We start from the raw sequence: 25,874 nt of genomic DNA on the forward strand, positions 1-25,874 counted from the left end.
AAGATTATTTAGCGGTCGGCATACTGAATTCCGGCCCTTTGGCAATACTGTCCGGCCAGCGCTGCATGACGCTTTTGTAGCGGCTGTAAAAACGCAGGCCTTCTTCGCCGTAGGCGTGGTGGTCGCCGAACAGTGAGCGTTTCCAGCCACCAAACGAATGCCAGGCCATGGGCACCGGAATCGGCACGTTGATGCCAACCATACCGACCTTGATGGTGCGTGCGAACGCACGGGCCACGCCGCCATCGCTGGTAAAGCACGACACGCCGTTACCGAATTCGTGGGCATTGATCAGCTCGACGGCGCTGGCGAAATCCGCCACATGCACGATGCCCAGCACCGGACCGAAGATTTCTTCCTTGTAGATCTGCATCTGCGGGGTGACGTTGTCGAACAGCGTTGCGCCGACAAAAAAGCCCTGCTCGGCACCCGGCACGCTGAAATTGCGCCCATCGACAATCAGCTTCGCACCTTCTTTCACGCCCTGATCGATGAACCCTTCGACCTTGGCCTTGTGCACGGCAGTGACCAGCGGCCCCATGTCCGAGTCAGCCTGCATACCATTGCCGACCTTAAGCTGGTCAATGCGTGGTAGCAGCTTGTCGATCAGGCGCTGGCCCACGTCGCCCACCACCACGGCAATGGAGATGGCCATGCAACGCTCGCCAGCCGAACCATAGGCGGCGCCGATCAACGCGTCGGCGGCTTGATCCAGGTCAGCGTCGGGCATCACGATCATGTGATTCTTGGCGCCGCCCAACGCCTGCACGCGCTTGCCACGGGAAGTACCCTGCTGATAAATGTACTCGGCAATCGGCGTCGAACCGACAAACGAAACAGCTTCTATGTCGGGGTGTTGCAGCAAGGCATCGACCGCTACCTTGTCGCCCTGCACCACATTGAAAACGCCGTCTGGCAAACCGGCTTCTTTCAACAGCCGGGCCATCAGCAGGCTGGCCGACGGATCACGTTCGGAAGGTTTGAGGATAAAGCAGTTGCCGGTCACCAGTGCCATGGGGATCATCCACAGCGGCACCATGACAGGGAAGTTGAACGGCGTGACCCCGGCGCAGACGCCCAGTGGCTGGCGCAGGTTCCAGTTGTCGATACCACCGCCAATGTTGTCGCTGAAATCACTTTTCAGCAGGTTGGGTGCACCGCAGGCAAACTCGACGATTTCGATGCCACGCACCACTTCACCGCGGGCATCGGACAGCACCTTGCCGTGCTCGCGGCAAATGATCTGCGCCAGCTCGTCATGGTGCTGGTCAAGCAGCTCCTTGAATTTGAACATCACCCGCGCCCGGCGCAACGACGACTGATCGGCCCAGCCGGCAAATGCCGCTTTGGCAGACGCGACCGCCTCATCCACCGTCTTGACGCTGGCCAGCGCGACACGCGCCTGAACCGTGCCGATAGCCGGATTGAAGACGTCGCTGTAACGCTCGCCATCGCCGTTGTTCGCCTGTCCATTGATGTAGTGGCCGATTACCGGTGACTCGCTCATGTGCATGACTCCAAAGCAAAGGGGGGATTAAAGATCCAGCAGCCAGCTGTGCTGCGGATCGTTATTGAACTGCCAGGCACGCGTCGGGCCGGCCATCACGTTCAGGTAATACGATTCGTAACCGTAGGGCACAGACACCGGGTGGTAGCCCTTGGGCACCGTCACCAGGTCGTTGTTTTCCACGGCCATGGCCTGATCGATGCTGCGATCGTCGGTATAAACCCGTTGAAAGACAAAGCCCTGGGGCGGGTTGACCATGTGGTAATAGGTTTCTTCGAGAAAGCTCTCGTGCGGCAGGTTGTCCCTGTCGTGCTTGTGCGGCGGGTAGCTGGAGGAATGCCCCGAAGGCGTGCGCACCTCGACCACCAACAGCGAATGGGCCGACTCGGTGTCCGGCAGAATGTCGCACACGTAGCGCGTGTTGGCCCCTTTGCCGCGCACGCTGCGTTTCATGCTGGCGGGCTGAATCAACCGGGCCGGGAGCCGCTTGCCGGCATCGCCGGGGGCACGACACACCGCCAGATGCACCGGCCCCTGCGCGACAACGTCTGCCTGACTGTGGGGTGGCAGGTAGACCGCGAACGGCGACTTTTCTTCGAACACCGATTGCCGGTCGCCGATGTTCTCCCAGTTGAAAGCGCCCTGCCCCGGTGCTTCGCCAGTCACACTGGCGCGGCCGGCGAGCAATACCACACACAACTCGTGTTCTTCTGCACTGAGAGACAGATGCTCTCCGGCCTCCAGGCGATAGGCGGCAAAGCCCACGTATTCAAGGGCGCCGGGGGCAAGTGCCACGACGTCACGGCCTTCGGGTTTGCTTTTGGTCAGCAGACTCATGATTCAATCCTCCTTATCAGGCATCAGCGCTATCGCGCATCGGCCAGCAGTTGGCGCAGCGTGTCGTAGCCTTTTTTGGCATACACATAACTGGGCGCTACCGCCGGGTCCTGTTCGGCCTCGACCACCAGCCAGCCGCTGTAGTCGGCCTGCAACAACACCTTGAGCAGTGCCGAAAAATCGATGTCGCCGTCGCCGGGCACCGTGAACGTGCCATTGATGATGCAGTCCGGAAAACTCCAGAGATTGTTGCGCGCCAGTTGCACCACAGGTTTGCGCACGTCCTTGAAATGCACGTGGCAAACGCGCTCGATGTGTTTGCCCAGCACCTGCAAAGGCTCGCCGCCGCCCATATAGCAATGCCCCGAATCGAACAGCAGCCCGACCTCGTTGCCGGTCAACGCCATCAGCTTGTCGATGTCCTGAGGCGATTCGACGTAAGCGCCCATGTGATGGTGATACGCCAGACGCACGCCACGGGACAGGGTGAAGCGCGCCAGTTCGGTGAGTTTTTCGGCGTACTCACGCCACGCCGCATCGCTGTGAAAGCGCGGTCGTTCGACCAGCGGGATGCGCTGGCCCTGAATGGAGTCGGCCACTTCGCCGTACACCAGCACCGAAGCGCCGTTCTCGGCGAGCAACTGCACGTGCGGGGTAATGGCTTCGATTTCCTCGGCCACCGAGCGCTGCGCCAGACGGCTTGAATACCAGCCGGAGACCAGCGCGAGGCCGTAAGGTCGCAGCACATCGCCGACGCCCTTGGCATCCTTGGGGAACTTGCCGTTGAGCTCGAAACCTTCGTAACCGATGTCCTTGCCTTCGCTCAGGGCAGTGCTCAACGGTGTTTCGCCGCCGAGGGCCGGCAAGTCGTCGTTGCTCCAGGAGATCGGGTTAATACCGATGCGGATCTTGGGCGTGGAAGCTGAAACAGGCATGGTTGTACCTTTTTTGTTATTGCGTTGTGTTGATACAGCGTTGCGTTGTCGTCGCTGCATCACTGCCATTCAGGCGCGGCTTTCGCGCCACGACTCGATCAACCCGCTGAACGTGCTCTGCACCTGGCTGACCAGCGTCGCATCGTCGATCTCGCCGGCCATCCAGGCCCGGCTTGGCTCTCGAAAGATCGTCCGGCCGACTGCAAAACCCTTGCACACATGGCTGTCGCGCGCCTGTGCAAACCCGGCAGCGAGTTCTTCGACCGGCGCATTGAGCCCGAGCAGCACCACACCACGACAGTAAGGATCGCGTTGCTGAATCAGCTCGTCCAGTTGCTGCCAGACCTCTGTGCTCTGCGCTTCGATTTTCCACCACGCCGGATAGATACCCAGGTTGTACAGGCGCTTCAAGGCACGCAGCATGACGTCCGGATGAGCCGATGGATGATCCTTGGGCGGGATGATCTCCAGCAGCAACTCGTGACCGCTGACTTTCGAGGCGTCATACAGCGCCTTGATTTGCGCCTCCTGCTCCAGACGCAGCATCGGTTCGTCGTCTGGGTGATATTGCACCAAACACTTGACGATCTGCTCTTGCGGCCAGTTGATCAGATTGCTGCCAATGGAGCGCCCATGCTCGAACGCCAAAGGCCTTGAACCTTGCACCTCCACGGGACGCGCAAGCCACCAGCCGCGACCAGTGGCCGTGTTGAGCGAATCCTGACCGAAACGCTGATCTGCCAACAGACCCACATCAGCCTCGATGCCGCGTTGGTGCAGGTCCGCCTCGACACGCTCGACCGCTTGTACAAACAACTGTTTGAGCTGGCTGATGCTGTTGAGATCGCGTCCGGCCTGCTGGGCCAGTTCGACCAGTTGCCCGCGATGATCGAAGGCGAAGATGAACAGTTGTTTCCATTGTTTGCGCGGTACGCTGACCTGATGCAGGCGCTGCAATATCACGTCCTGATCCGGCCGGGTGATCGGCTCCGGGCTGTTGAACAGGTAGTCGAGTTCGGCAGGCGTCGGCATGGCCGGCGCGCAGGCATGGCGCGACACCACCAGCCCGCCACAGGCATTGGCCAACTGGCAGCAACGTTCGTCGCTGGCCTCCGTGAGCCAGCCGCTGAGGAAACCGGACATGAACGCATCACCGGCGCCCAGCACGTTGAGCACCTCGACCCGCACGCCGGGGTAGATCGCTCCGTCTTCCAGGCGCGCCGGGATGGCACCATGAATCACCGTGCAGCCTTGCGGCCCGAGCTTGACCACCAGCGTTGCGGCGGTCAGTTCACGCACGGTGCGTAGTGCGCCGAGCAAATCGGTCGAGCCACCGGCAATCAGGAATTCTTCTTCAGTGCCGACGATAAGGTCGAAACGCGGCAGAATGCGCTGCACATGCTGGCTGACCTTCTGGTCGGCAACGAACCGCGTTTCGCCATCCGCCTTTCCGGCCAGGCCCCAAAGCACCGGCCGATAGTCGATATCCAGCACCCGTTTGACGTTGTGCTTTTCGGCATAATCCAGCGCCTGGCTGCTGGCCTTGAACACCTGGTCCGTCGAGAAATGCGTACCGGTGATCAGCAGCGCCTTACTGGATGCGATGTGCTGTTCGTCGATGTCTTCGGCGCGCAGGGCCATGTCTGCGCAGTTTTCGCGGTAGAACACCAACGGGAATGTTTCGCGATCCTTCAGGCCCAGCAGCACCATGGCGGTCAGGCGTTCGGGATCGCGCTTGACGGCGCTGACGTCACAGCCTTCGCGAGCCAGCGACTCGAGCAGAAAACGCCCCATGTGGTCGTCGCCCACCCGGCTGAGCATCGCCGACCTGAGACCCAGCCTGGCGGTGCCGAAGGCGATATTGGCCGATGAGCCACCGAGGTATTTGGCGAAACTGGAAACGTCTTCAAGTCGTGCGCCGACCTGCTGCGCATAGAGATCGACGCCCAGGCGTCCGAGGCAAATCAGATCCAACTGACGCCCAGTGGCAAAGCGTGTCTGGCCCATGGTGGCTCCTGTTATTTTTATCAGCCTGCAGCGCGTGCATCAGGTGCACAAGCTGCCTTTGTGAATGCAGCCTAAAACGTCGCGAAGCATCAATCAATATTTATTCTATAATTATTTTTAGTGGAATATTTTTTCTATAGAATCGCTCAAGTGCTGGCACTCCGCGCAGACAGGTAGGATATAGTGAGTGTTGCTGCCAAAAGCAGCTCCCTCATCAGGGGCGCGACTGCCACCCAGTGCTCCGAAAAGAACAAGCAGAAAGGATTTGAATATGACCAGCGCCGACCCGCCTACTCTGCCCGAGACCAGCGTCGACGTGCCGCCGACCAGCGCCGAAGGGCTGCTGAAGCTGATCACCAACGAGTACGACGGCCTGCCTCGCCAGCTCAAGCGTATTGCCAGTTACATGAGCCAGCAGAGCGACCGCATCATGGTCGACCGGATCAGTGATATCGCACGCGAGTGCGAGGTTCATCCGTCTGCCATCGTGCGCTTTTCCCAGCGGTTCGGGTTCAGCGGTTTCAGCGAGATGCAGACCCTGTTTCGCGAGGCTTACACGCACAAGACCACGCCGGTGCAGAATTACCAGCAGCGCATCCGCAGCATGATCGTCAACAAGTCGCAGAAAGCCAGCGCCGGCGATCTGGCACGCGAGTGCGTGAACGCCACCCTGTCCGGGCTGGAACGCCTGAGTGCCGATCTGGACGATGAGGAATTCGAGAAGGCTGTGGATCTGGTGGTCAATGCCGACAACATCTACGTGGTGGGCGTACGACGCTCATTCGCTGTGGCGGATTACCTGGTGTACAACCTGCAACACACCAACAAGCGCATCCACCTGATTTCAGGTTTGGGCGGCAGTTACCGCGAACAGATGCGCAGCGTACGCGCCAACGATCTGGTGATTGCCATCAGCTTCACGCCCTACGGCAAGGAAACCCAGCACTGTCTGCGCATTGCCCAGCATCATCAGGCCAAAACCCTGATCATCACCGACAGCAACCTGTCGCCACTGGCCAAACGCGCCAACTCGGTGTTGCTGGTCAACGAAGGCAGCTCGTTCGCCTTCCGCTCGCTGAGCGCGACACTGTGCCTGTGTCAGGCGCTGTTCATCGCAGTGGCGTATCGCCTGGAACTGAAGGTTGACGAGATACATGAGCAGGTCGGGTTTGATGATTGAGGACGCTGCCCCGGTCGCTTCCACAGGCGGCCATACCTTGTGGAATTGATCACTCAGGAATTCGCCTCCTGCCCCATCCGCCGCTGGTTCTTCTCGCCCATTTTTTTCGCACGTTTTTCCAGCACCAGGTACACCACCAAGGCAATCATCAGCGGCAGCAGGAAGTAGATAGCCCGGTAGCCAATCAACGCGGCGAGCAGGCTGCCTTTTGAAAACTGATGCGAGAGCAAGGTGATGAAGACTGTTTCAAGCACACCAAGCCCGGCCGGGATGTGGGTGATGACGCCGGCGATGCTACTGATCAGCAAAACCCCCAGAATCGCCGGATAAAACGCCTTGTCAGGCAGCAGGGTGTAAATCACCGCGGCCATCAGCGCCCAGTTCAATGCGCCCAGGCTGGCCTGCATCAGCGCCTGTTTCATCGAAGGCAGGTTGAATTCCTGATCACGAATCGTCCATGAGCGTTTTTTGGAGAATCGACAGGCCAGCAGGTAGGAAAAACACACCGCCAACAATCCAAAACCAATCAATTGCAGGGTCGTGGTGCCAATCGACCACTCTTCGGGCAGTTCCAGAAAACGCATCGAAAACACAAACCCGGCCAGCAGCATATAGCCCAGCCAGTTGGTAATCAGGCTCAGGCTCAGGATCCGGGTGATGGTCGACACCTCCAGCCCCAGCCGTGAGTAGAGTCGATAACGCAAGGCGATGCCGCCAACCCACGAACTGAGGTTGAGGTTGAATGCATAGCAGACGAACGTGACCGGCACGATCTGCTTGATCGACAACTTATGACGCGTGTAATAACGCGCCAGGATGTCAAACCCGCAATAGGTCGCATAGCTGGCGAATGCAACCACCGCAGCGATGGCCAGCGTGCTGGCCTTATACGACGCCAACGCCTTCTTGACCTCTTGCCAGTCCAGATTCTTGACCAGCATAAACAGCAGGACCGGCACGGCGATGAAGAAAAACGCAGTGAAGGCCCGCTTCGCCCACTTCCATTTGGCGCTATGCGCACTTTGCGGCGCTGCGCTCGCGGCCTGAGTCATAAGGTTTTCTCCTGGTCCAGCGGATGATTGTTCTGCTGCTGCTCGATCACTTTGGCTTCAGGCACCACATCGCCGGCACGCAAGGGCTTGAGCCGCACGCCGTGAACCGGGAACAGACCGGCAATCGCCGGAAAACGGCGCAGAAAAAAGAAGCTCAAAACGATCATCGGCGCCCGCCACCATTGACCGCGTGCCGCGCCCTTCAGGCTCATCTGTGTGCTGTGCGCAGCGGCAAGCTCCATCAGGTGGCCTTGCAGGTGCTGATTCAGCGCCTTGTCACGAATGAACAGATTGGCTTCCAGATTAAGTGCAAGGCTGAGCGGGTCGAGGTTGCTGGAGCCGACCGTGGACCATTCCTGATCGATCAGCGCCACCTTGCCGTGCAGTGCGCGCTGCTTGTACTCATGGATGACCACGCCGTCGCGCAGCAAGTAGGTGTAGGTCAGACGCGAACAGACCCGCACGAACGGCATGTCCGGCTGGCCCTGCAGAATCAGCGTGACCTTCACGCCGCGCCGTGATGCGTTACGCAGTTCGCGCAGAAAACGGTAGCTGGGGAAGAAATAGGCATTGGCCAGGGTAATGCGTTGCGTCGCACCACGAATCGCCTCGAGGTATTGCTCTTCGATATCGGTGGTGTGTTCGCCATTGTCACGTTCGGCCAGCAGCATCTGCGCGTCACCGGCACGGTCCAGCTTGAGCGGCGTGGGCGTCAGTCTGGCGCGCACTGCCTTGCTGAGCATGTTCATCGCACTCTGATGAATACGACCAACGATCGGGCCGCGTACCAGAACGGCGTAGTCCTGTTTGGCGGTCAGGCCGGTGTCGGTCATGTGATCGACGCTGTAATTGATGCCGCCGATAAAGCCCAGCTCGCCGTCGATCACCACCACCTTGCGGTGCAGGCGACGGAACAGGTTGGTGCGCATGCCCATGAAACGCGGGCGCGGGTCGAACAACTGAATCTGGATGCCGGCGTCAATCATGGTTCTGACAAAGGTAGAACTCAAATCCGAAGTGCCGTAGTCATCCACCGTGACCACCACGTTCGCGCCATTGGCGGCCGCCTGCAGCAGCGCCTGCTGCAGGCCCTCGCCGATCCGGTCTTCAAAGATGATGAAGGTTTCGATCAGCACTTCTTTGCGGGCGGCGCGTATGCACTCGAATACTCGGGTGAAAAAATCTTCGCCATTGATCAGCAGCTCGACCGAGTTGCCATCGCACCACGGCGTTTTGGTATTGTTCATAGGGTCACCTCCACCGCCAGCGGCGCATGATCGGATAGATGGGACCACGGTCGACTGGACAATACTTTCGGCCTGTGGGAAGTCGCGTTGCGCACATAAATCCGGTCCAGCCGGAGCAGCGGCCAGCGGGCCGGAAAACTTTTCGCCGGAGCGCCGAATCGCTGTACAAACACCTCGTGCAGCCCGGTGCCCTGCAACAACGCATCGGCACGTTGGCGCCAGTCATTGAAATCACCTGCCACAATGACCGGCGCACCTTCAGGCAGGCGGTCCATGAGCTGGGCAAGCAGTTTCAGCTGTTGGCGCCGATGGCTTTCAAACAACCCCAGGTGCACGCAGACCGCATGCACCTGGCCATGATCAGGCACTTGCAGAATGCAGTGCAGCAAACCGCGCTGCTCGGTGCCATCAATGGAAACGTCGAGGTTTTCATGCTGGATGATGGGGTACTTGGAGAGCAGCGCATTACCGTGATCGCCGTCCGGGTACACCGCGTTGCGGCCGTAGGCAAAGTCGCTCCACATGCTGTCGGCGAGAAACTCGTACTGCGAAATCGTCGGCCAGTCCTTGACCCTGCGGGCATGGCTATGGTGTTCACCGTGCACTTCCTGAAGAAATACGATATCGGCCGATACACTGCGTACGGCCTCACGCAACTCCGGAAGAATGAAGCGGCGATTGAAAATGCCAAAGCCCATGTGCATGTTCATGGTCAGTACATTCAATGAAACACTGGCCGATACCGGCGTTACCGGGCCGACAGGCGGGATGGCACTGGTCAAGACGCGCTCCTGGGTGAATATTCACGTCATATGAAGCCACCCGTGAGCACAGGTTCCGTCCTGTGTTGCCCGTGCTGCGTATTTGCCATATCTGATGGGCCGCAATTCAATGCAGCAAGTTCGACGCCTGAAAAAAATCAGACTCAGATGAAACGCATAACCTCGACCCACTGCCTAAGCTGTTTACCGAGCCTGTGAAAAAAAGCGACAAGGAATTCAACCGTGGATGCACCGACCTCTCAACGCTACACCGCAAAGGCCAGATGGCTGCACTGGATCATGGCCGCACTGATTGTGCTGGCATACACCCTGATTCTGAGCCGCACGCAGTTCGGAAAAGGCTCCGAGTACCGCACGCTGGTGGTACAGAGTCACTTCTGGGTGGGCATTGTGGTGCTGGTGCTGGCGTTTTTTCGCGTTGCCGAACGGCGCCGTCAGCGCCCGCCCGGCATAACGCCGCCGCTCGAAGGGGTGTTGCGCGCAGCCGCGACCCTGTCGCACTACGCGCTGTATGCGTTCCTGTTTACTCAGCCGTTACTGGGCCTGCTGACGGTGATGGTGGAAAAAGGCTCCCTGCCTATCCCGCTCACCGACCTGCAAATACCCTGGCCCTTGCCGATCTCGGACCACACGGCCGAGTATTTCGAAGACCTGCACAAGCTGCTGGGCAAAATCTTCTACTACGTCATCGGCTTGCATGTCGTCGCCGCGCTTTGGCACCACATCGTGCGCAAGGACAACACCCTCAAGCGCATGCTGTAAGTCAGGAGGCCGACAGCACCCGGGCAAGGGTCGCCTTGACCTTGCCCATGCCGTCGCGCAACGCCTGCTCGATCTCGGCCATGGTAATCACAGCGGTCGACTTGCCCGCTGCCGGGTTGACCACCAGCGCCAGACAGGCGTACTCCAGCTCCAGTTCACGCGCCAGCGCAGCCTCGGGCATGCCGGTCATGCCGACGATGTCGCAGCCATCGCGCTCAAGACGGATGATTTCCGCAACTGTCTCCAGACGCGGCCCCTGGGTGCAAGCGTAGACGCCGCGATCGCTGAACGCACAACCCTCAGCCGCCAACGCCGCAACCAGTCGCACCCGCAGTGCTTCGCTGTAGGGATAGCTGAAGTCGATATGGGTGACTTCTTCCAGATCGTCGGCAAAAAACGTGTGCTGGCGGCCGCTGGTGTAGTCGACCAGGTCATGCGGTACGCAAAAGTGCCCGGTGCCCATCGCCGGATGGATACCGCCCACCGCGTTGACCGCCAGAATCGCCTCCGCACCTGCCTGCTTCAAGGCCCATATGTTGGCCCGGTAGTTGACCTGATGCGGCGGCAGGCGATGCGGATGGCCATGACGCGCCAGAAACATGACTTCGCGACCGGCATAGTCGCCGATCTGGATTTCACCGGATGGCGCGCCATAAGGCGTGTTCATCGGCAAGGACTGCCGAATGTTCAGGCCTTCCAGTTGGGTCAGGCCAGTACCGCCGATAATCGCGTAAACAGTCATCGCAAATCCTTAATCAATCAGTTGAGCCGTGCGTAGCGCCTGAAGCGCGGCCTGCCAGCGCGGGTGTTGCCGATAATCGGTACTGGCAGACGCCTGACCCCGCATGCGGGCGATGCGCGGCGAAGGCTTGACCTTCAAGCGCTGAGCCGCAATTAGTGCCAGCTCTGCGGCTGCACGGTCGTTGCACACCAGCCCCATGTCGCAGCCCGCAGTCAGCGCCGCTTCGATGCGGCTGGCCGCATCACCCACCACGTGGGCGCCGGCCATCGACAGGTCGTCACTGAAAATAACACCGTCGAATTTCAGTTCGTCGCGCAGGATGTCCTGCAACCAGCGCCTTGAAAAACCGGCGGGCTGCGAATCGACTTTCGGGTAGATGACATGCGCCGGCATGACTGCCGCCAGTTGCTGACTCAGGCGCGCAAAGGGCACCAGGTCGTTGGCGCGAATCTGCTCCAGGCTGCGCTCGTCATTCGGAATGGCCACATGAGAGTCGGCTTCCGCCCAGCCGTGGCCGGGAAAATGCTTGCCGGTCGCGGCCATGCCTGCTGCGTTCATGCCACGAATGAAAGCACCCGCCAGCAACGCTGCACGCTCCGGATCGCCCTCGAACGCGCGCGTGCCTACCACCGCGCTGCGCTGATAGTCCAGATCCAGAACCGGGGCAAAACTGAGGTCCAGCCCGACCGCCAGCACTTCGGTGGCCATCAGCCAACCGCAATGTTCGGCCAGCAGCAGCGCCTCAGGCTTGTCAGCGATGGCGCGCATCGGCGGCAGCCGCACGAACCCCTGACGCAGGCGCTGAACCCGCCCGCCCTCCTGGTCCACTGCCAGCAGGAGGTCCGGGCGAACGGCGCGAATCGCTGCGCTCAGCTCACGAACCTGACGCGGATGCTCGATGTTGCGGGCAAAGATGATCAAGCCGCCCACTTCGGGCTGACGCAGAAACTGACGGTCTTCGCTGGTCAGCCAGGTACCGGCGACATCGACCATCAGGGAGCCTTGCAGGCCAGAACTCATAGAAAAACCCTTACACACCAGTGCCAATTTCCAATCCGGGCATGGTGCTTGATCCTGAGGCCTGACGCAATGCGACGGGGCAGTGCAATATTCAGGCTAAAGGCGTCACTCGGGTTTGAAGCGTCAGGCTTTGGCGACCGCAGGCGTGCTGGTGCCGCTCTTGGTACGCGGCCTGAGCTGGGCAGCAATCATTGCGGGGTCGCTGACACCCGTGTCGGCGCGCATGCCGGCGGCCAGAAACGGCACCATCAGACGCATAACCTGCTCGATGGAGGTGTTAACGCCGAAATCGGTCTCGGCAATGGCACGCAACGCCTTGATGCCCGACATGCTGAATGCAGCGGCCCCCAGCATGAAGTGCACGCGCCAGAACAGCTCAATGGGCGGGATACGCGGAGCCGCTTCATTGACCAGCGTCATGTAGCGGCGGAACACCTTGCCGTACATGTCTTCAAGGTAGCGGCGCAAATGGCCCTGGCTCTGGCTGAAGGCAAGACCGAGCAGACGCATGAAAATCGACAGGTCATTACCGCTGCGCGGCTGCACGACGAGCGCTTGTTCAACGAGGATTTCCAGCAGCTCTTCAAGGCTGGGCTTGTGCTCGGGTTTACCCTGGCGGCGCTCCAGCTCACGCTCGAGACTGATGCAGAACGGGCCGAGGAAACGCGAAAACACCGCCTGAATAAGCGCTTTCTTCGAGCCGAAGTGATAGTTCACCGCAGCCAGATTGACCGAGGCCTTGCTGGTGATAAGACGCAAGGATGTTTCAGCGAAACCTTTCTCTGCGAACAACTGCTCGGCAGCATCAAGAATGCGTTCAACGGTTTCCGACTGGGCCATGGCTCTCTGCCTAACAAACGAACGTTTGAAACATACGTATCAGGCGCACTGCTTGTCAAGCGAGGCGTTCACTTTGTGGCCGGACAGTCACGAAACCCGCTTTCAGATGATCGATCAACCCCCTTATACAAGCTACCTGACAAAGGTTTCAAACCCGATCGACAACCGCTCGGCGGCGAGAATGAAATGGATGATTGCCAATACGCTTTCACTGTATATAATCCCAGTCACTGTATAAAAAGCCAGAGCGCCCATCATGATCAAACTGACGCCACGCCAGGCTGAAATCCTGGGCTTCATCAAACGCTGCCTGGAAGACAACGGCTTCCCGCCTACCCGTGCGGAAATCGCTCAGGAACTGGGTTTCAAATCACCCAACGCAGCGGAAGAGCACCTGAAGGCATTGGCCCGTAAAGGCGCCATCGAGATGACGCCCGGCGCTTCACGCGGCATCCGTATCCCCGGCTTCGAGGCACGCCCCGACGAAAGCAGCCTGCCGGTCATTGGCCGCGTTGCAGCCGGCGCACCGATTCTGGCTCAGCAACATATCGAAGAGTCCTGCAACATCAACCCTTCCTTCTTCCACCCTAGCGCCAACTACCTGTTGCGCGTTCACGGCATGAGCATGAAGGACGTCGGCATTCTGGATGGCGACCTGCTGGCCGTGCATACCACCCGCGAGGCCCGCAACGGCCAGATCGTGGTGGCCCGGATAGGCGACGAAGTTACCGTCAAACGTTTCAAACGTGAAGGCAGCAAGGTCTGGCTGCTGGCCGAAAACCCTGATTTCGCCCCTATTGAGGTCGATCTCAAGGATCAGGAACTGGTGATCGAAGGTTTGAGCGTCGGCGTCATTCGCCGCTAAGGAGACGTTATGCAGTTCCATCAAGCACCGCATTCGCAATTGCCACTGTTCGAGGCGTTTCTGGCTCAGCCTATCGCCCCGCTGCTGACAGATGCAGTCGAAACACCCTGGGCCAACGAGCCGGACGTTTTCAGTGAACTGTCTTTGCGCGGCGGCGCCTGGAACTGCCTCAACCTGCTGGCTCCCATCCTGCGGGAACTCAGCGAAGAGACCGACGCTCGCTGGCTGACGCTGATCGCGCCCCCTTCCAGCCTGACCCAAGCCTGGCTGCGCGAGGCGGGGCTGAATCGTGAGCGAATCCTGCTGCTGCAGCCACGCGGCACGCAAAGTGTGCTGGAGCTGACGCGCGAAGCGCTTCGACTAGGTCGTAGTCATACGGTAGTGAGCTGGATCAATCCACTTGGCACATCGGCGCGCCAGCAACTGATCAGTGCTGCAAGAATCGGTGAAGCACAGAGCCTTAACATCCGGCTGGGCTGAAACGCCCGGTCAATGACATTGCCCGGTCGATGCTGCCGGGACAGTATTCAGCACTCAGTGCAGAACGTGAGGGACGTCATCCTTTTCGATCTCGCCTTCAGCCAGACGACCGGCCATCTGCACGCCAACACTCAACATGGCTTTGGCGACTTCAACGTGCTGGCCTTGCATGAACGCCTTGGCATCCGCAGAGAAATCGAGCGTAACCAGAGAACCTTCGTCATCGGCACGACGCAGCTCGATACGCCCGTCAGGCAGTTCGACAATTTCCAGAAAAGAGGTAGGCATTGGTACAGTTACTCCGCAATAGGCGGGCATTGTAACAGCCTGCCAGCCTGCACTTCATTGGTTTTCAGCACTCGCTCAGGCCTTCTCGAAAACGAATCGCCAGCCCTTTCAGGTGCTGACGCCAGCTTTCAAGCTCTTCACGTGTCAAATCAGACTCCGTCTCGGCGTCCAGGTTCACAGCCAGTATCATCGGCTGTGTGACATCACCCTTGAGCTTTTTCGGCGCACGCGGCGGCTCGTACAGCGCGTTATAGGCGCCAAGCAATTGCGCGAGCCACGTCTGGCGATTATGGGCAAGCTCGACCAGTTCGGCCATTTCAGGAATCGCGATGGCATCCAGCACTTCCCGGGTCAGCAATTCTTCCGCACGGCGCGTACCGGCCTGTGGCAAACGGTAGAACCCTGCGATTTCATGACACAAGCCCAGCAGCGCCCCGTACAGATGAAACAGCGCAGACTCACGCTCAGCCTGCAACAGCGCCGGGGAATTTACTGCCTGCCCCTTCTCTGCCCTGCCCAGCGCCTCAAGCGCGAGCCCTGCGAAGTAGATTTTCTGGTTGGTACGGGTATAGAGCTCATGAGCCATGACGAAACTCTCCATAACAATGGGACAAGACCAGCATAACCTGTAACACCGAGACACCCTGATGGCACAGGCTCGAGCGTATTAAAAACGGTGTCCGGCTCGCGCGAGCCGGACACATGCGATCAACGCTTGTCTTCAACCTTCCAGGCACTGCCATCGTAGAACGCGCGCCAGCCGGTAGGCTTGCCTTCCACTTCGGTCTGCACATACTGCTCTTTGGTCTTGCGGCTGTAACGGATCACCGTCGGACGACCGTCCGGGTCCTGCTTCGGCGCTTCGCAGAGGAAGTGGTACTTCGGATCGATCTCGTCCTTGTGCGGCGCGATCTCGGCGACCAGCGGTGCGCGGGTTTCACGGTTTTTCGGGAACTGGCTGGCAGCCAGGAACAGACCCGAAGCGCCGTCACGCAGGATGTAGGTGTCGTCAACCTTGTCGCACTTGAGCTCCGGCATCTTCACCGGGTCCATTTTCGGCGGTGCTGCATCGCCACTTTTCAGCAGCTTGCGAGTGTTCTTGCACTCGGCGTTGGTGCAACCGAAGAACTTGCCGAAACGACCGGTCTTGAGCTGCATCTCGCTGCCGCACTTGTCACACTCCAGGCTCGGGCCTTCGTAGCCCTTGATCCGGTAAGTACCCTCTTCAATCTCGTAACCTGTGCAATCCGGGTTGTTACCGCAGATGTGCAGCTTGTGCTTCTCGTCCAGCAGGTAGGCGTCCATCGCCGTACTGCAGATCGGGCAGCGATGCTTGCCGCGCAGAACACGCGATTCGGACTCGTCATCATCATCGGCAATTTCATCACCGGGGGTCAGATTGACAGTCGCCTTGCAGCGTTCCTTGGGCGGCAGGCTGTAGCCGGAGCAACCGAGAAACACGCCCGTCGAGGCGGTACGGATCTGCATCGGACGAGCGCACACCTTGCACGGAATATCGGTCATCACCGGCTGATTGGCACGCATGCCGCTGTCCGGGGCTTCGGCCACTTCCAGCTTCTTGCGGAAATCACCGTAGAACTCGTCCAGCACGTTCTTCCAGTCGCGCTGCCCCTTGGCCACGTCGTCGAGATTTTCTTCCATCCCGGCGGTAAAACCGTAGTCCATCAAGTTGGCAAAGCTCTCGGACAGACGCCCGGTAACGATATCGCCCATTTTTTCCGAGTAGAAGCGGCGGTTATGCAGCGCCACGTAGCCACGGTCCTGAATGGTCGAAATGATCGCTGCGTAGGTCGACGGGCGACCGATACCGCGTTTTTCCATTTCCTTGACCAGGCTCGCTTCGGAGTAACGCGCCGGCGGCTTGGTGAAGTGCTGGCTGGGGTCCAGCGTGTTCAGCTTCAGAACTTCGCCCTGCGCCATGTCTGGCAGCACGTCGTCATCGCCTGGCTTGGCCATTTGCGGCAACGCACGGGTATAACCGTCGAACTTCAGGATGCGGCCTTTGGCACGCAGTTCGAAATCGCCGGCTGCAACCGTGACGGTGGTCGACAGGTACTGCGCAGGAAGCATCTGGCAGGCCACGAACTGGCGCCAGATCAGCTCGTAGAGGCGCTCTGCATCACGTTCCATGCCGGTCAGCTTCGAAGGATGGGTGTTGACGTCGGACGGACGAATCGCTTCGTGAGCCTCTTGTGCGCCTTCCTTGCTGCTGTAGACATTCGCCGCTTCCGGCAGGTACTTCTTGCCGAACTCGGTTTCGATGTAGTCGCGCGCCATGCTGACGGCATCGGCCGACAGGTTGGTGGAGTCGGTACGCATGTAAGTGATGTAGCCCGCCTCGTACAGGCGCTGAGCCATCATCATGGTTTTCTTCACGCCGAAACCCAGGCGATTGCTCGCAGCCTGTTGCAGAGTCGAGGTGATGAACGGTGCCGACGGCTTGCTGCTGGTCGGCTTGTCTTCACGCTTGACAATGCTATAGCTGGACGCCTTGAGCTTTTCAAGTGCGGCCATCGCCTGCTTTTCGTTCAACGGCTTGAACGCTTCGCCTTTTTCACGCGCCACGTCGAAGCGCACGTTTGCGCCTTTGGCAGTGCCGAGGTCGGCGTGGATTTCCCAGTATTCTTCGGGGTTGAAGGCGCGGATTTCGCGTTCGCGCTCAACCACCAGCTTCACGGCAACCGACTGCACACGCCCTGCGGACAGGCCACGAGCAACCTTCTGCCACAGCAGCGGCGAGACCATATAGCCCACAACGCGGTCAAGGAAACGACGCGCCTGCTGAGCATTGACTCGGGCGATGTCCAGCTCACCCGGTCTGGAAAACGCTTCCTGGATGGCCTTCTTGGTGATTTCGTTGAACACCACGCGCTTGTAACGACTGTCATCCCCACCGATGGCTTCGCGCAGGTGCCAGGCAATGGCTTCCCCTTCGCGGTCCAAGTCCGTCGCGAGATAGATGGTGTCGGCATCCTTGGCGAGCTTGCGCAGCTCTTCGATAACCTTCTCCTTGCCGGGAAGGATCTCGTATTTGGCTTTCCAGCCGTGTTCCGGGTCGACGCCCATGCGCGAGACCAACTGGCGCTGAGCCTTTTCCTTGGGCGTCAGTACCGGGCCTTCGCCCGCAGCAGCCTTGCCGCGCTTGGCGGCAGGGTCTTTGGCAGCACTAGCCGAACCGCTGGTGGGCAGGTCTCGGATATGGCCGATACTCGACTTCACCACGTACTGGTTGCCCAAATACTTGTTGATGGTCTTGGCCTTAGCCGGGGATTCCACGATGACCAGCGATTTGCCCATGGATCAGAAAATTCCTGAATACTAGATGAAAGACAGTGAGGAGCTTGTAAAGGCCACGCTATATATAGTGGCTACAAGGTGAGGTCAAGCACAGCCTGTTGTGCCATTCCGTCTCACGTTCGGGAAAACAGGCTGGGTTCAGCCTCAACCAGAGCAAAGCGCGGGACGTGCTCGCCGTCAACCTCGACCGACTCCAGAAACATACTCAAGGGACGCACCCACATGCCGAAATCGCCGTACAGAGCCTGATAGAACACGACTTCTTCTTCGGTTTCGGAATGCCTGGCAACACTGAAAACCCGGTACTGAGGGCCTTTGTAATGGCGATAGAGCCCTGGTTGCAATTGCATGCTGCGGTCCTCTTGTAACACGTTCAAAACATTTGGTTAAAAAACCATTTTTCAAAAAAACGAAAGCCGGGGCACCAAGCCCCGGCTCGCATCACACTCGGCAATCAGACGCGTTCGAAAACGGTCGCGATGCCCTGACCCAGACCGATACACATGGTAGACACGCCAAAGGTGCCGCCATTCTGCTTCATGACATTGAGCAAGGTGCCGGAGATGCGCGCACCGGAACACCCAAATGGATGGCCCAGAGCGATGGCGCCGCCGTGCAGGTTAACCTTCTCGTTCATCTTGTCGAGTACTTTCAAATCTTTCAGCACCGGCAAGGCCTGTGCAGCGAACGCTTCGTTGAGCTCGAAGAAGTCGATATCGCTGATACTCAGGCCAGCGCGCTTGAGCGCTTTTTGCGTCGCCGGAACCGGACCATAGCCCATGATCGCAGGGTCTACACCGGCCACGGCCATTGAGCGAATCACCGCCAGAGGCTGGATGCCGAGGTCCTGGGCGCGCTGGGCTGACATGACGATCATGCACGACGCGCCATCAGTGATCTGCGAAGAAGTACCCGCCGTCACGGTGCCGCCTTTTGGATTGAACGCCGGCTTCAAGGCCGCCAGGCTTTCCAGGGTGGTGTCCGGACGAATGGTTTCATCATAGTCGAAGACCCTGAGAAAGCCGTTCTCGTCGTACCCCTGCATCGGGATGATCTCGTCCTTGAACTTGCCTTCCAGCGTGGCCTTGTGAGCCAACTGGTGGGAACGCAAACCGAATGCATCCTGCTGCTCGCGAGTAATGCCATGCATCTTGCCGAGCATTTCAGCGGTCAGGCCCATCATCCCGGACGCCTTGGCGGCGTGCAGGGACATATGCGGGTTGGGGTCCACGCCGTGCATCATGCTGACGTGGCCCATGTGCTCAACGCCACCGATGACAAATACGTCGCCATTGTTGGTCATGATCGCCTGCGCAGCGGTGTGCAGCGCGCTCATGGACGAACCACACAGACGGCTCACGGTCTGCGCGGCGGAAGTGTGAGGGATCTGGGTCAGCAACGACGCCATGCGCGCGATGTTCCAGCCCTGCTCCAGGGTCTGGTTGACGCAGCCCCAGATCACGTCCTCGACTTCGGCCGGATCGACCTTGTTGTTGCGCTCGAGCAGTTTGCTGATCAGGTGCGCCGACATATCTTCAGCACGGGTATTGCGGTGCATACCGCCCTTGGAGCGGCCCATCGGGGTGCGACCGAAGTCGACAATCACGACGTCTCTTGGATTAAGGCTCATACGTTCATACCTCGGAAGACGCTTGACCGAAGAAGCTCTGGCCATTGGCGGCCATCTCACGCAGCTTTGCGGTCGGTTGATACAGGGCACCCAGCTCGGCATATCGATCGGCCAGGGCAACGAATTCGGCAACACCGATGGAATCGATGTAGCGCAGCGCACCGCCACGGAATGGAGGGAAACCAATACCGTAGATCAGGCCCATGTCAGCTTCGGCAGCCGTTTCGACGATGCCGTCTTCCAGGCAGCGAACGGTTTCCAGGCACAGCGGGATCATCATCCAGTTGATGATGTCTTCATCGCTGACTTCACGCTGCTCGTAGACAATCGGCTTGAGCACGTCCAGCACCGCCGGATCGTTGACCTTCTTGGGCTTGCCCTTCTTGTCGGTCTCGTAGACATAGAAGCCCTTGCCGTTCTTCTGGCCCAGACGATTGGCTTCATACAACGCGTCAACGGCAGAACGACGGTCGTCTTTCATGCGGTCGGGGAAGCCTTCAGCCATCACGTCACGGCCGTGGTGGCCGGTGTCGATGCCGACAACGTCCATCAGGTACGCAGGGCCCATCGGCCAGCCGAATTTTTCCATGACCTTGTCGATGCGCACGAAATCCACGCCCGCGCTGACCAGTCTGGCGAAACCGCCGAAGTACGGGAACAGCACGCGATTGACCAGAAAGCCCGGGCAGTCGTTGACCACAATCGGGTTCTTGCCCATTTTCTTGGCATAGGCAACGGTGGTGGCGACAGCCTCTTCGCTGGACTTCTCGCCACGGATCACTTCCACCAGCGGCATCATGTGCACCGGATTGAAGAAGTGCATGCCGACGAAGTTTTCCGGGCGCTTGAGCGCTTGCGCCAACAGGCTGATGGAAATGGTCGAGGTGTTGGAAGCCAGAATGGTGTTTTCACCGACGTTGGCTTCGACTTCAGCGAGTACGGCCTGTTTGACCTTGGGGTTTTCGACAACCGCTTCAACCACCAGGTCGACATTGCCGAAATCGCCGTAGGACAGCGTAGGACGAATCGCGTTTAGCGCTTCTGCCATCTTCGCAGCGGTCAGACGGCCTTTTTCAAGGCGACCGCCCAGCAGCTTGGAGGCTTCGTTCAGGCCCAGTTGAATGGCTTCTTCGCGGATGTCCTTCATCAGGATCGGCGTGCCCTTGACCGCAGACTGATAGGCAATACCGCCGCCCATGATCCCGGCCCCCAGCACGGCGGCCTGTTTCACGTCGCGAGCCACTTCGTCGTAGCCCTTGGCTTTCTTTTTCAGCTCCTGATCATTCAGGAACAGGCCGATCAGGCTCTGCGCGGCCGAAGTCTTGGCCATTTTCACGAAACCGGCGGCTTCGATTTCCAGTGCCTTGTCACGGCCAAAGATGGCGGCTTTCTGGATGGTCTTGATGGCTTCGACCGGCGCCGGGTAATTCGGCCCGGCTTGACCTGCGACAAAACCCTTGGCGGTCTCGAATGCCATCATCTGCTCGATGGCGTTCAGTTTGAGCTTGTCCAGCTTTGGTTGACGCTTGGCCTTGTAATCGAACTCGCCGGAAATAGCGCGCTGGATAAGGTCAAGCGCTGCGGCCTGAAGCTTCTCGGGAGCCACTATTGCATCGACAACACCGACTTTAAGCGCGTCTTCTGCGGAGTTTTCCTTGCCCGATGCGATCCATTCGATAGCATTGTCGGCGCCGATGATGCGCGGCAGGCGCACGGTACCGCCGAAACCTGGATACAGGCCCAGCTTGACTTCCGGCAGGCCGACACGGGCGCTGCTGGAGATGACTCGATAGTCTGCGGCCAGGCACATTTCCAGACCACCACCCAGCGCAATGCCGTTGATGGCGACAACGGTGGGCACGCCCAGGTCTTCGAAATCGCTGAAAATCCTGTTGGCTTCCAGATTGCCCGCAACCAGTTCGGCTTCCGGCAACTTGAAGTTGTCGACGAACTCGGTGATGTCGGCACCGACGATGAACACGTCCTTGCCGCTGGTGACGATCACGCCCTTGACCGATGCGTCGGCCTTGACGGCGTCGACCGCCTGACGCAACTCGTTGAGGGTGAGGCGGTTGAACTTGTTGACGGACTCACCCTTGAGGTCGAAATTCAATTCGACGATGCCACTTTCAAGAGCCTTAACCGTGATGGCTTTACCTTCGTAAATCATCAACTGATCTCCACAATATGGAAGCTGAACAATACCCGCCGGGCATTGATGCCCGACGAGGCTACGACGTCGCCGTCGATAAACATGCCAAATCCCACGTATACCCGACGCGACATGGTAGTCAGGATTCTGTCAGAGCCGTCTGAAGACCAAACGCTCATTTCATACGCCCGTTTGATTTGGGTATGCACACCATCAGCCAAAACCGGAAGATTGTCAATTCGACAAAACACTCATGAAAACTGCCGGTTTGGCGAAATATTCAAGCAGTCCATAATGCCCACGACCGATTGCCATCCTCCATCATTCGCCAGAGTGATAGTGCAGAGCTGTGCCTGGGTTCTGACTTTAAGACATGACGCCGAACTTTAACTATCGTGCCGACGCCCCGAAACAGTTTGTGACGCTCTGCGTTGCACAAGCGGTTCTGCGATGTCAGTGAGATTCAGGCTCGACTTGAGTCAACTTTTCGCCCCTCGGCGACATACTTTGAAGGATCAAAGTATGCAAAATCCTGGCTCCGTTTCCGGCCCGACTTCGTCGGGTTCCTTCGCCCTGACACTGATCCGGGGGTCGCTGCAACGGGCCATCCTTGGCCCGGTGCAGCTAACTCGGCATCCATGCCGAGTTCCCCCCGGATCAGCGCCAGGGCTCAGCCGTCACTTACGTCGCACTCTGCGTCGTCAGTGACATCGCGATAAAAAAGCCCTTTAAGCATCCACTATCGTGCGACGCTCCGCGTCGCATGCCGTTCTGGACGCTCTGCGTCCGATCTTGAATGTGCGGCGCAGGTCTGTGACGTGAAGCGTCACACAACGGTTCTGCGATGTCAGTGCCATCGTGATAAAAAAGCGCTTTCGTTTATGTGCAGTGATTGCGGGGAAGGCATGACGTTGTGCTGCACAACTGTGAACACCCCGATTTTCAGAAAAATGCAGACAAAAACGCACCACCCGAGAGCATAAACAAAAATAGTTGCAGAAATAGCGACAAAAAGGAGCAAAAGGTCTAGAGTCGCAGAACTGCGCCACAAGAGGCTCGCAATGCAGCTGATTTGCGGGTGCGCAACAGCGAAGGCCGACATGGCAGAGAAAGCCTGTCGGCACGCGACGAATTATCGGCCTGCCTGGCCAACCCCGGCCCGATGCTGTTATCGGGCTTTTTATTGCCTGCGATTTGATGCCTGCGAGCCAGTCTCAGGCCAATGCCTTGAGCACGGCGTCCATACGCTGTAAAACTTGCGGCTCGCCCCGCTCGGCCCAGTACAACGCAATCATCTGGTTGTCAGCCTCGACTTTGTACACGTCTGCGGGCAACGTAGTCAGGTGGCTCAATAGCTGAGCATCCTCGCAGGCCTCGCGCCAGCGGTTGCGCCAGACGCCCGGCTCGCTTTGCCAGTACACCCAGGCGTCTGTCCTGGCAGCACGGCGCGGTCGATGGTATTGGGCACAAGGGCTTGGCGGCTCTTTCGCCAACCAGTGCGGCCAGTCTTGCGGCGTCAGTTGCATGCCCATGCCCATGCGCCTTGCCTCCATACGCAACGCCATTCTGCCGCTCTGATGGCGCGATGGACGCAGCCAGACAAGCGGGCTCAACATCACACCAATGATTGACAGAACGATCCAGACCGTCATATTTCTTGCCTCCGCCCGATTACAGGCTGTTCACAACAATTTTGAAAACAATGGCTTGCACAAGGGTCTGCCCAGATGCGAACGAAAGAGCCATACTCCCAGCATCGCAATTCTCCCGGAGGACACCCTCATGCCATACGAACACATTCTGGTTGCCATTGACCTCACCGATGAGTGTGATCCGGTCATCCGCCGCGCCAGCCTGCTGGCCAAAGCCAGCGGCACAAAGTTGTCGATCGTGCACATCGTCGAACCTATGGCGATGGCTTTCGGCGGCGATGTACCCATGGACCTCTCGCAATTGCAGCAACAGCAATTCGACCAGGCCAAGGAAAAACTCAAGCAGGTACAGGACAAATACAAAGACCTGGACGTCAAGTGGGGCGAAAGCCACTTGGTCTACGGTCAGCCACGCCAGGAAATCCATCAGTTGGCGAAGAATCAGGCATGCGACCTGATCGTCGTCGGCAGCCATGGTCGCCACGGCCTGGCCTTGCTGCTCGGCTCCACTGCCAATGACGTTCTGCACGGTGCGCCTTGCGATGTGCTGGCAGTGAGCCTCAAAAAAGCGGATGCCCGCAAGCCGGAGTGATCTGAACCGGCTATAGCAAAAAGCCCGGTCACCCGGGCTTTTCTGCATGGCACGAACAGGTCAGACGATCACTCGTCCAGTTCGGCCCAACGCTCCAGCAGCTTGTCCAGATCGGCCTGCAGGTTCTCCAGCTGAGCAAGAACCGCCGCGGTCTGCTCTGCCGAACGCTGGTAGAAACCCGGCTCGGCCATCTCGGCGTTGAGGACGGCCATCTTGCCCTCCACTTCGTCGATCTGCGCCGGCAACGCTTCCAGCTCACGCTGAAGCTTGTAGCTGAGTTTCTTTTTCGCGACCGGCATGTCCTGAGCCGCCACAGGTGCAGCCTGCACCACCGCACTGGCCAGTTCGGCCTTGCCCGACTTGGTGTCGGCAACGCCCAGCAGACGCGGCGAACCGCCCTGACGCAGCCAGTCCTGATAACCCCCCACGTACTCGCGCACCTTGCCCTCGCCTTCGAACACCAGCGTGCTGGTGACGACGTTGTCCAGGAATGCCCGGTCGTGACTGACCATCAGCACGGTGCCCTTGAAGGTCAACAGCACTTCTTCGAGCAGCTCGAGGGTTTCAACGTCGAGGTCGTTGGTCGGTTCGTCGAGTACCAGCAGGTTGGCCGGCTTGCTGAACAGCTTGGCCAGCAACAGACGGGCACGCTCGCCACCAGACAGCGCCTTGACTGGCGTGCGGGCACGCTGCGGACTGAACAGGAAATCGCCGAGGTAGCTCAGGACGTGACGGCTCTGGCCATCGATGTCGATGAAGTCACGGCCTTCGGCGACGTTGTCGATCACGGTCTTTTCCAGATCGAGCTGGTGACGCAACTGGTCGAAATACGCCACGTCCAGACGCGTACCCACTTCAACCTTGCCACCGGTAGGCTGCAGGTTGTCGAGCATCAGCTTGAGCAGCGTGGTCTTGCCGGTACCGTTCGCACCCAGCAGGCCGATACGGTCTTCGCGCTGCAGGACCATGGAGAAGTCCTTGATCAGCATCGGGCCGCCCGGATGGGCAAAGCTGACGTTGTCGAGGATCATGACCTGTTTGCCGGATTTCTCGGCGGTGTCCAGCTGGATGTTGGCCTTGCCGGTACGCTCGCGGCGTTCGCTGCGCTCTACACGCAGCTCCTTGAGGGCGCGCACGCGGCCTTCGTTACGGGTACGGCGGGCCTTGATACCCTGGCGGATCCAGACCTCCTCCTGAGCCAGACGCTTGTCGAAGAGCGCGTTGGCGGTCTCTTCGGCTGCCAGCGCAGCTTCCTTGTGAACCAGGAAGCTGGCGTAGTCGCCGTTCCAGTCGATCAGGCCGCCGCGATCCAGTTCCAGAATACGCGTAGCGAGGTTTTGCAGGAATGCCCGGTCGTGCGTGATGAACAGCACCGCCCCCTGGAATTCCTTGAGGGCTTCTTCAAGCCAGGCAATGGCACCGATGTCCAGGTGGTTGGTCGGTTCGTCGAGCAGCAACAGGTCTGGCTCGGAAACCAGCGCCTGGGCCAGCAGGACGCGACGACGCCAGCCACCTGACAGCTCGGCCAGCGTCTTGTCGGCAGGCAACTGCAGACGGCTCAGGGTGCTGTCGACCAGTTGCTGCAAACGCCAGCCGTCACGGGCTTCGAGGTCCTGCTGAACATGCATCAGCTTGTTCAGGTCTTCCTCGGTGACGCAGTTCTGCGCCAGGTGGTGATATTCAGCCAGCAAGGCACCGACGCCATCCAGACCTTCGGCCACCACGTCGAACACTGTCCGTCCGTCGGCTACCGGCAATTCCTGGGGCAATTCGCCGATCTTGAGGCCTGGCGCACGCCAGACAGCGCCGTCATCGGGCTTCTGAACGCCTTTAACCAGCTTCAACATGCTGGACTTGCCTGTGCCGTTACGGCCAATGATGCACACCCGCTCACCACGGGCGATCTGCCAGGACACCTTGTCCAATAACGGCATGGCGCCGAAAGCAAGGGACACATCGCTGAATTTGAGCAGGGTCATGAGCTTC

Annotated in this window: 23 protein-coding genes; 5 read left to right on the forward strand and 18 right to left on the reverse strand. The window is 59.2% G+C overall.

Annotated features, from left to right (window positions below; genetic code table 11):
* Positions 1-4: 4 nt before the first annotated feature.
* From PSPTO_RS18090 to iolC, 4 genes are all read right to left on the reverse strand, one after another.
* Complete coding sequence (locus tag PSPTO_RS18090) at positions 5-1,507, reverse strand: CoA-acylating methylmalonate-semialdehyde dehydrogenase (RefSeq protein WP_011104588.1); 1,503 nt, start codon at positions 1,505-1,507, stop codon at positions 5-7.
* Positions 1,508-1,534: 27 nt separating this feature from the next.
* Positions 1,535-2,344, reverse strand: coding sequence for a 5-deoxy-glucuronate isomerase (gene iolB, locus PSPTO_RS18095; protein ID WP_005765020.1), 810 nt, complete (start codon positions 2,342-2,344; stop codon positions 1,535-1,537).
* A 29-nt stretch (positions 2,345-2,373) separates the two neighbouring features.
* The gene (iolE, locus tag PSPTO_RS18100; protein ID WP_007245360.1) at positions 2,374-3,279 is read right to left on the reverse strand and encodes a myo-inosose-2 dehydratase; all 906 of its coding nucleotides are present in this window, start codon (positions 3,277-3,279) and stop codon (positions 2,374-2,376) included.
* A gap of 69 nt (positions 3,280-3,348) precedes the next feature.
* Positions 3,349-5,286, reverse strand: coding sequence for a bifunctional 5-dehydro-2-deoxygluconokinase/5-dehydro-2-deoxyphosphogluconate aldolase (gene iolC / locus PSPTO_RS18105; protein WP_011104589.1), 1,938 nt, complete (start codon positions 5,284-5,286; stop codon positions 3,349-3,351).
* A gap of 271 nt (positions 5,287-5,557) precedes the next feature.
* On the opposite strand from iolC, the gene PSPTO_RS18110 reads away from it, so the two are divergent.
* The gene (locus PSPTO_RS18110) at positions 5,558-6,466 is read left to right on the forward strand and encodes a MurR/RpiR family transcriptional regulator (protein WP_005619235.1); all 909 of its coding nucleotides are present in this window, start codon (positions 5,558-5,560) and stop codon (positions 6,464-6,466) included.
* Positions 6,467-6,519: 53 nt separating this feature from the next.
* Here the strand turns inward: PSPTO_RS18110 and PSPTO_RS18115 are convergent, their stop codons facing one another.
* Genes PSPTO_RS18115 through PSPTO_RS18125 form a run of 3 tightly spaced genes read right to left on the reverse strand, consistent with a single transcriptional unit; the run spans position 6,520 to position 9,547 of the window.
* Positions 6,520-7,518, reverse strand: coding sequence for a lysylphosphatidylglycerol synthase domain-containing protein (locus tag PSPTO_RS18115; RefSeq protein WP_005765028.1), 999 nt, complete (start codon positions 7,516-7,518; stop codon positions 6,520-6,522).
* Positions 7,515-8,765 carry a cardiolipin synthase ClsB gene (gene clsB / locus PSPTO_RS18120; RefSeq protein WP_005765031.1) on the reverse strand — a complete coding sequence of 417 codons (1,251 nt, stop codon included), beginning with the start codon at positions 8,763-8,765 and terminating at the stop codon, positions 7,515-7,517. Before clsB ends, PSPTO_RS18115 begins: the two co-directional genes overlap by 4 nt.
* The gene (locus PSPTO_RS18125; RefSeq protein ID WP_010204659.1) at positions 8,762-9,547 is read right to left on the reverse strand and encodes an endonuclease/exonuclease/phosphatase family protein; all 786 of its coding nucleotides are present in this window, start codon (positions 9,545-9,547) and stop codon (positions 8,762-8,764) included. Before PSPTO_RS18125 ends, clsB begins: the two co-directional genes overlap by 4 nt.
* Positions 9,548-9,769: 222 nt before the next feature.
* Between PSPTO_RS18125 and PSPTO_RS18130 the strand changes: the two genes are divergently transcribed.
* Positions 9,770-10,309: a cytochrome b gene (locus PSPTO_RS18130; RefSeq protein ID WP_011104590.1), complete on the forward strand. Its 540-nt coding sequence runs from the start codon at positions 9,770-9,772 to the stop codon at positions 10,307-10,309.
* Between the two features lies 1 nt (position 10,310).
* Here PSPTO_RS18130 and PSPTO_RS18135 read toward each other — a convergent pair whose 3' ends face one another.
* The 3 genes from PSPTO_RS18135 to psrA all read right to left on the reverse strand — a co-directional run bounded on the left by PSPTO_RS18135 (position 10,311) and on the right by psrA (position 12,911).
* Positions 10,311-11,051: an S-methyl-5'-thioinosine phosphorylase gene (locus tag PSPTO_RS18135; protein ID WP_005765040.1), complete on the reverse strand. Its 741-nt coding sequence runs from the start codon at positions 11,049-11,051 to the stop codon at positions 10,311-10,313.
* Positions 11,052-11,060: 9 nt separating this feature from the next.
* A complete protein-coding gene (gene nagZ / locus PSPTO_RS18140; RefSeq protein ID WP_011104591.1) occupies positions 11,061-12,071 on the reverse strand; it encodes a beta-N-acetylhexosaminidase in 1,011 nt (336 codons plus the stop codon).
* Between the two features lie 123 nt (positions 12,072-12,194).
* Positions 12,195-12,911, reverse strand: coding sequence for a transcriptional regulator PsrA (gene psrA, locus PSPTO_RS18145; protein WP_007245354.1), 717 nt, complete (start codon positions 12,909-12,911; stop codon positions 12,195-12,197).
* A 256-nt stretch (positions 12,912-13,167) separates the two neighbouring features.
* Between psrA and lexA the strand changes: the two genes are divergently transcribed.
* Both lexA and sulA read left to right on the forward strand, forming a co-directional pair.
* Positions 13,168-13,776: a transcriptional repressor LexA gene (lexA, locus tag PSPTO_RS18150; protein WP_002554100.1), complete on the forward strand. Its 609-nt coding sequence runs from the start codon at positions 13,168-13,170 to the stop codon at positions 13,774-13,776.
* 9 nt (positions 13,777-13,785) lie between these two features.
* Positions 13,786-14,256, forward strand: a complete 471-nt coding sequence (sulA, locus tag PSPTO_RS18155; protein ID WP_007245353.1) for an SOS-induced cell division inhibitor SulA — start codon at positions 13,786-13,788, stop codon at positions 14,254-14,256.
* A 54-nt stretch (positions 14,257-14,310) separates the two neighbouring features.
* Here the strand turns inward: sulA and PSPTO_RS18160 are convergent, their stop codons facing one another.
* From PSPTO_RS18160 to PSPTO_RS18195, 7 genes are all read right to left on the reverse strand, one after another.
* Positions 14,311-14,544 carry a hypothetical protein gene (locus PSPTO_RS18160; protein WP_003315798.1) on the reverse strand — a complete coding sequence of 78 codons (234 nt, stop codon included), beginning with the start codon at positions 14,542-14,544 and terminating at the stop codon, positions 14,311-14,313.
* A 64-nt stretch (positions 14,545-14,608) separates the two neighbouring features.
* Complete coding sequence (locus PSPTO_RS18165; RefSeq protein WP_007245351.1) at positions 14,609-15,130, reverse strand: DUF6586 family protein; 522 nt, start codon at positions 15,128-15,130, stop codon at positions 14,609-14,611.
* Between the two features lie 122 nt (positions 15,131-15,252).
* Positions 15,253-17,862, reverse strand: coding sequence for a type I DNA topoisomerase (gene topA / locus PSPTO_RS18170; RefSeq protein ID WP_011104593.1), 2,610 nt, complete (start codon positions 17,860-17,862; stop codon positions 15,253-15,255).
* 113 nt (positions 17,863-17,975) lie between these two features.
* Complete coding sequence (locus PSPTO_RS18175) at positions 17,976-18,212, reverse strand: DUF1653 domain-containing protein (protein ID WP_003380890.1); 237 nt, start codon at positions 18,210-18,212, stop codon at positions 17,976-17,978.
* Between the two features lie 104 nt (positions 18,213-18,316).
* Positions 18,317-19,492: an acetyl-CoA C-acyltransferase FadA gene (gene fadA / locus PSPTO_RS18180; protein ID WP_007245350.1), complete on the reverse strand. Its 1,176-nt coding sequence runs from the start codon at positions 19,490-19,492 to the stop codon at positions 18,317-18,319.
* A 4-nt stretch (positions 19,493-19,496) separates the two neighbouring features.
* A complete protein-coding gene (gene fadB / locus PSPTO_RS18185) occupies positions 19,497-21,662 on the reverse strand; it encodes a fatty acid oxidation complex subunit alpha FadB (RefSeq protein ID WP_011104595.1) in 2,166 nt (721 codons plus the stop codon).
* Between the two features lie 1,196 nt (positions 21,663-22,858).
* Positions 22,859-23,296, reverse strand: coding sequence for a hypothetical protein (locus PSPTO_RS18195; protein ID WP_011104596.1), 438 nt, complete (start codon positions 23,294-23,296; stop codon positions 22,859-22,861).
* A 130-nt stretch (positions 23,297-23,426) separates the two neighbouring features.
* On the opposite strand from PSPTO_RS18195, the gene PSPTO_RS18200 reads away from it, so the two are divergent.
* On the forward strand, positions 23,427-23,888 hold the full coding sequence (locus tag PSPTO_RS18200) for a universal stress protein (RefSeq protein ID WP_003378068.1): 462 nt from the start codon (positions 23,427-23,429) through the stop codon (positions 23,886-23,888).
* Between the two features lie 68 nt (positions 23,889-23,956).
* Here PSPTO_RS18200 and PSPTO_RS18205 read toward each other — a convergent pair whose 3' ends face one another.
* Positions 23,957-25,867 carry an ATP-binding cassette domain-containing protein gene (locus tag PSPTO_RS18205; protein ID WP_007245346.1) on the reverse strand — a complete coding sequence of 637 codons (1,911 nt, stop codon included), beginning with the start codon at positions 25,865-25,867 and terminating at the stop codon, positions 23,957-23,959.
* Positions 25,868-25,874 lie beyond the last annotated feature (7 nt).

This window comes from Pseudomonas syringae pv. tomato str. DC3000 (assembly GCF_000007805.1).
Lineage (GTDB): Bacteria > Pseudomonadota > Gammaproteobacteria > Pseudomonadales > Pseudomonadaceae > Aquipseudomonas > Aquipseudomonas avellanae.

Bases quoted from the DNA above. Each gene is read 5' to 3' on its own strand.
- PSPTO_RS18090 (WP_011104588.1), bottom strand. From the start codon at position 1,507: ATGAGCGAGTCACCGGTAATCGGCCACTACATCAATGGACAGGCGAAC.
- iolB (WP_005765020.1), bottom strand. From the start codon at position 2,344: ATGAGTCTGCTGACCAAAAGCAAACCCGAAGGCCGTGACGTCGTGGCA.
- iolE (WP_007245360.1), bottom strand. From the start codon at position 3,279: ATGCCTGTTTCAGCTTCCACGCCCAAGATCCGCATCGGTATTAACCCG.
- iolC (WP_011104589.1), bottom strand. From the start codon at position 5,286: ATGGGCCAGACACGCTTTGCCACTGGGCGTCAGTTGGATCTGATTTGC.
- PSPTO_RS18110 (WP_005619235.1), top strand. From the start codon at position 5,558: ATGACCAGCGCCGACCCGCCTACTCTGCCCGAGACCAGCGTCGACGTG.
- PSPTO_RS18115 (WP_005765028.1), bottom strand. From the start codon at position 7,518: ATGACTCAGGCCGCGAGCGCAGCGCCGCAAAGTGCGCATAGCGCCAAA.
- clsB (WP_005765031.1), bottom strand. From the start codon at position 8,765: ATGAACAATACCAAAACGCCGTGGTGCGATGGCAACTCGGTCGAGCTG.
- PSPTO_RS18135 (WP_005765040.1), bottom strand. From the start codon at position 11,051: ATGACTGTTTACGCGATTATCGGCGGTACTGGCCTGACCCAACTGGAA.
- nagZ (WP_011104591.1), bottom strand. From the start codon at position 12,071: ATGAGTTCTGGCCTGCAAGGCTCCCTGATGGTCGATGTCGCCGGTACC.
- psrA (WP_007245354.1), bottom strand. From the start codon at position 12,911: ATGGCCCAGTCGGAAACCGTTGAACGCATTCTTGATGCTGCCGAGCAG.
- lexA (WP_002554100.1), top strand. From the start codon at position 13,168: ATGATCAAACTGACGCCACGCCAGGCTGAAATCCTGGGCTTCATCAAA.
- sulA (WP_007245353.1), top strand. From the start codon at position 13,786: ATGCAGTTCCATCAAGCACCGCATTCGCAATTGCCACTGTTCGAGGCG.
- PSPTO_RS18160 (WP_003315798.1), bottom strand. From the start codon at position 14,544: ATGCCTACCTCTTTTCTGGAAATTGTCGAACTGCCTGACGGGCGTATC.
- PSPTO_RS18165 (WP_007245351.1), bottom strand. From the start codon at position 15,130: ATGGCTCATGAGCTCTATACCCGTACCAACCAGAAAATCTACTTCGCA.
- topA (WP_011104593.1), bottom strand. From the start codon at position 17,862: ATGGGCAAATCGCTGGTCATCGTGGAATCCCCGGCTAAGGCCAAGACC.
- PSPTO_RS18175 (WP_003380890.1), bottom strand. From the start codon at position 18,212: ATGCAATTGCAACCAGGGCTCTATCGCCATTACAAAGGCCCTCAGTAC.
- fadA (WP_007245350.1), bottom strand. From the start codon at position 19,492: ATGAGCCTTAATCCAAGAGACGTCGTGATTGTCGACTTCGGTCGCACC.
- fadB (WP_011104595.1), bottom strand. From the start codon at position 21,662: ATGATTTACGAAGGTAAAGCCATCACGGTTAAGGCTCTTGAAAGTGGC.
- PSPTO_RS18195 (WP_011104596.1), bottom strand. From the start codon at position 23,296: ATGACGGTCTGGATCGTTCTGTCAATCATTGGTGTGATGTTGAGCCCG.
- PSPTO_RS18200 (WP_003378068.1), top strand. From the start codon at position 23,427: ATGCCATACGAACACATTCTGGTTGCCATTGACCTCACCGATGAGTGT.
- PSPTO_RS18205 (WP_007245346.1), bottom strand. From the start codon at position 25,867: ATGACCCTGCTCAAATTCAGCGATGTGTCCCTTGCTTTCGGCGCCATG.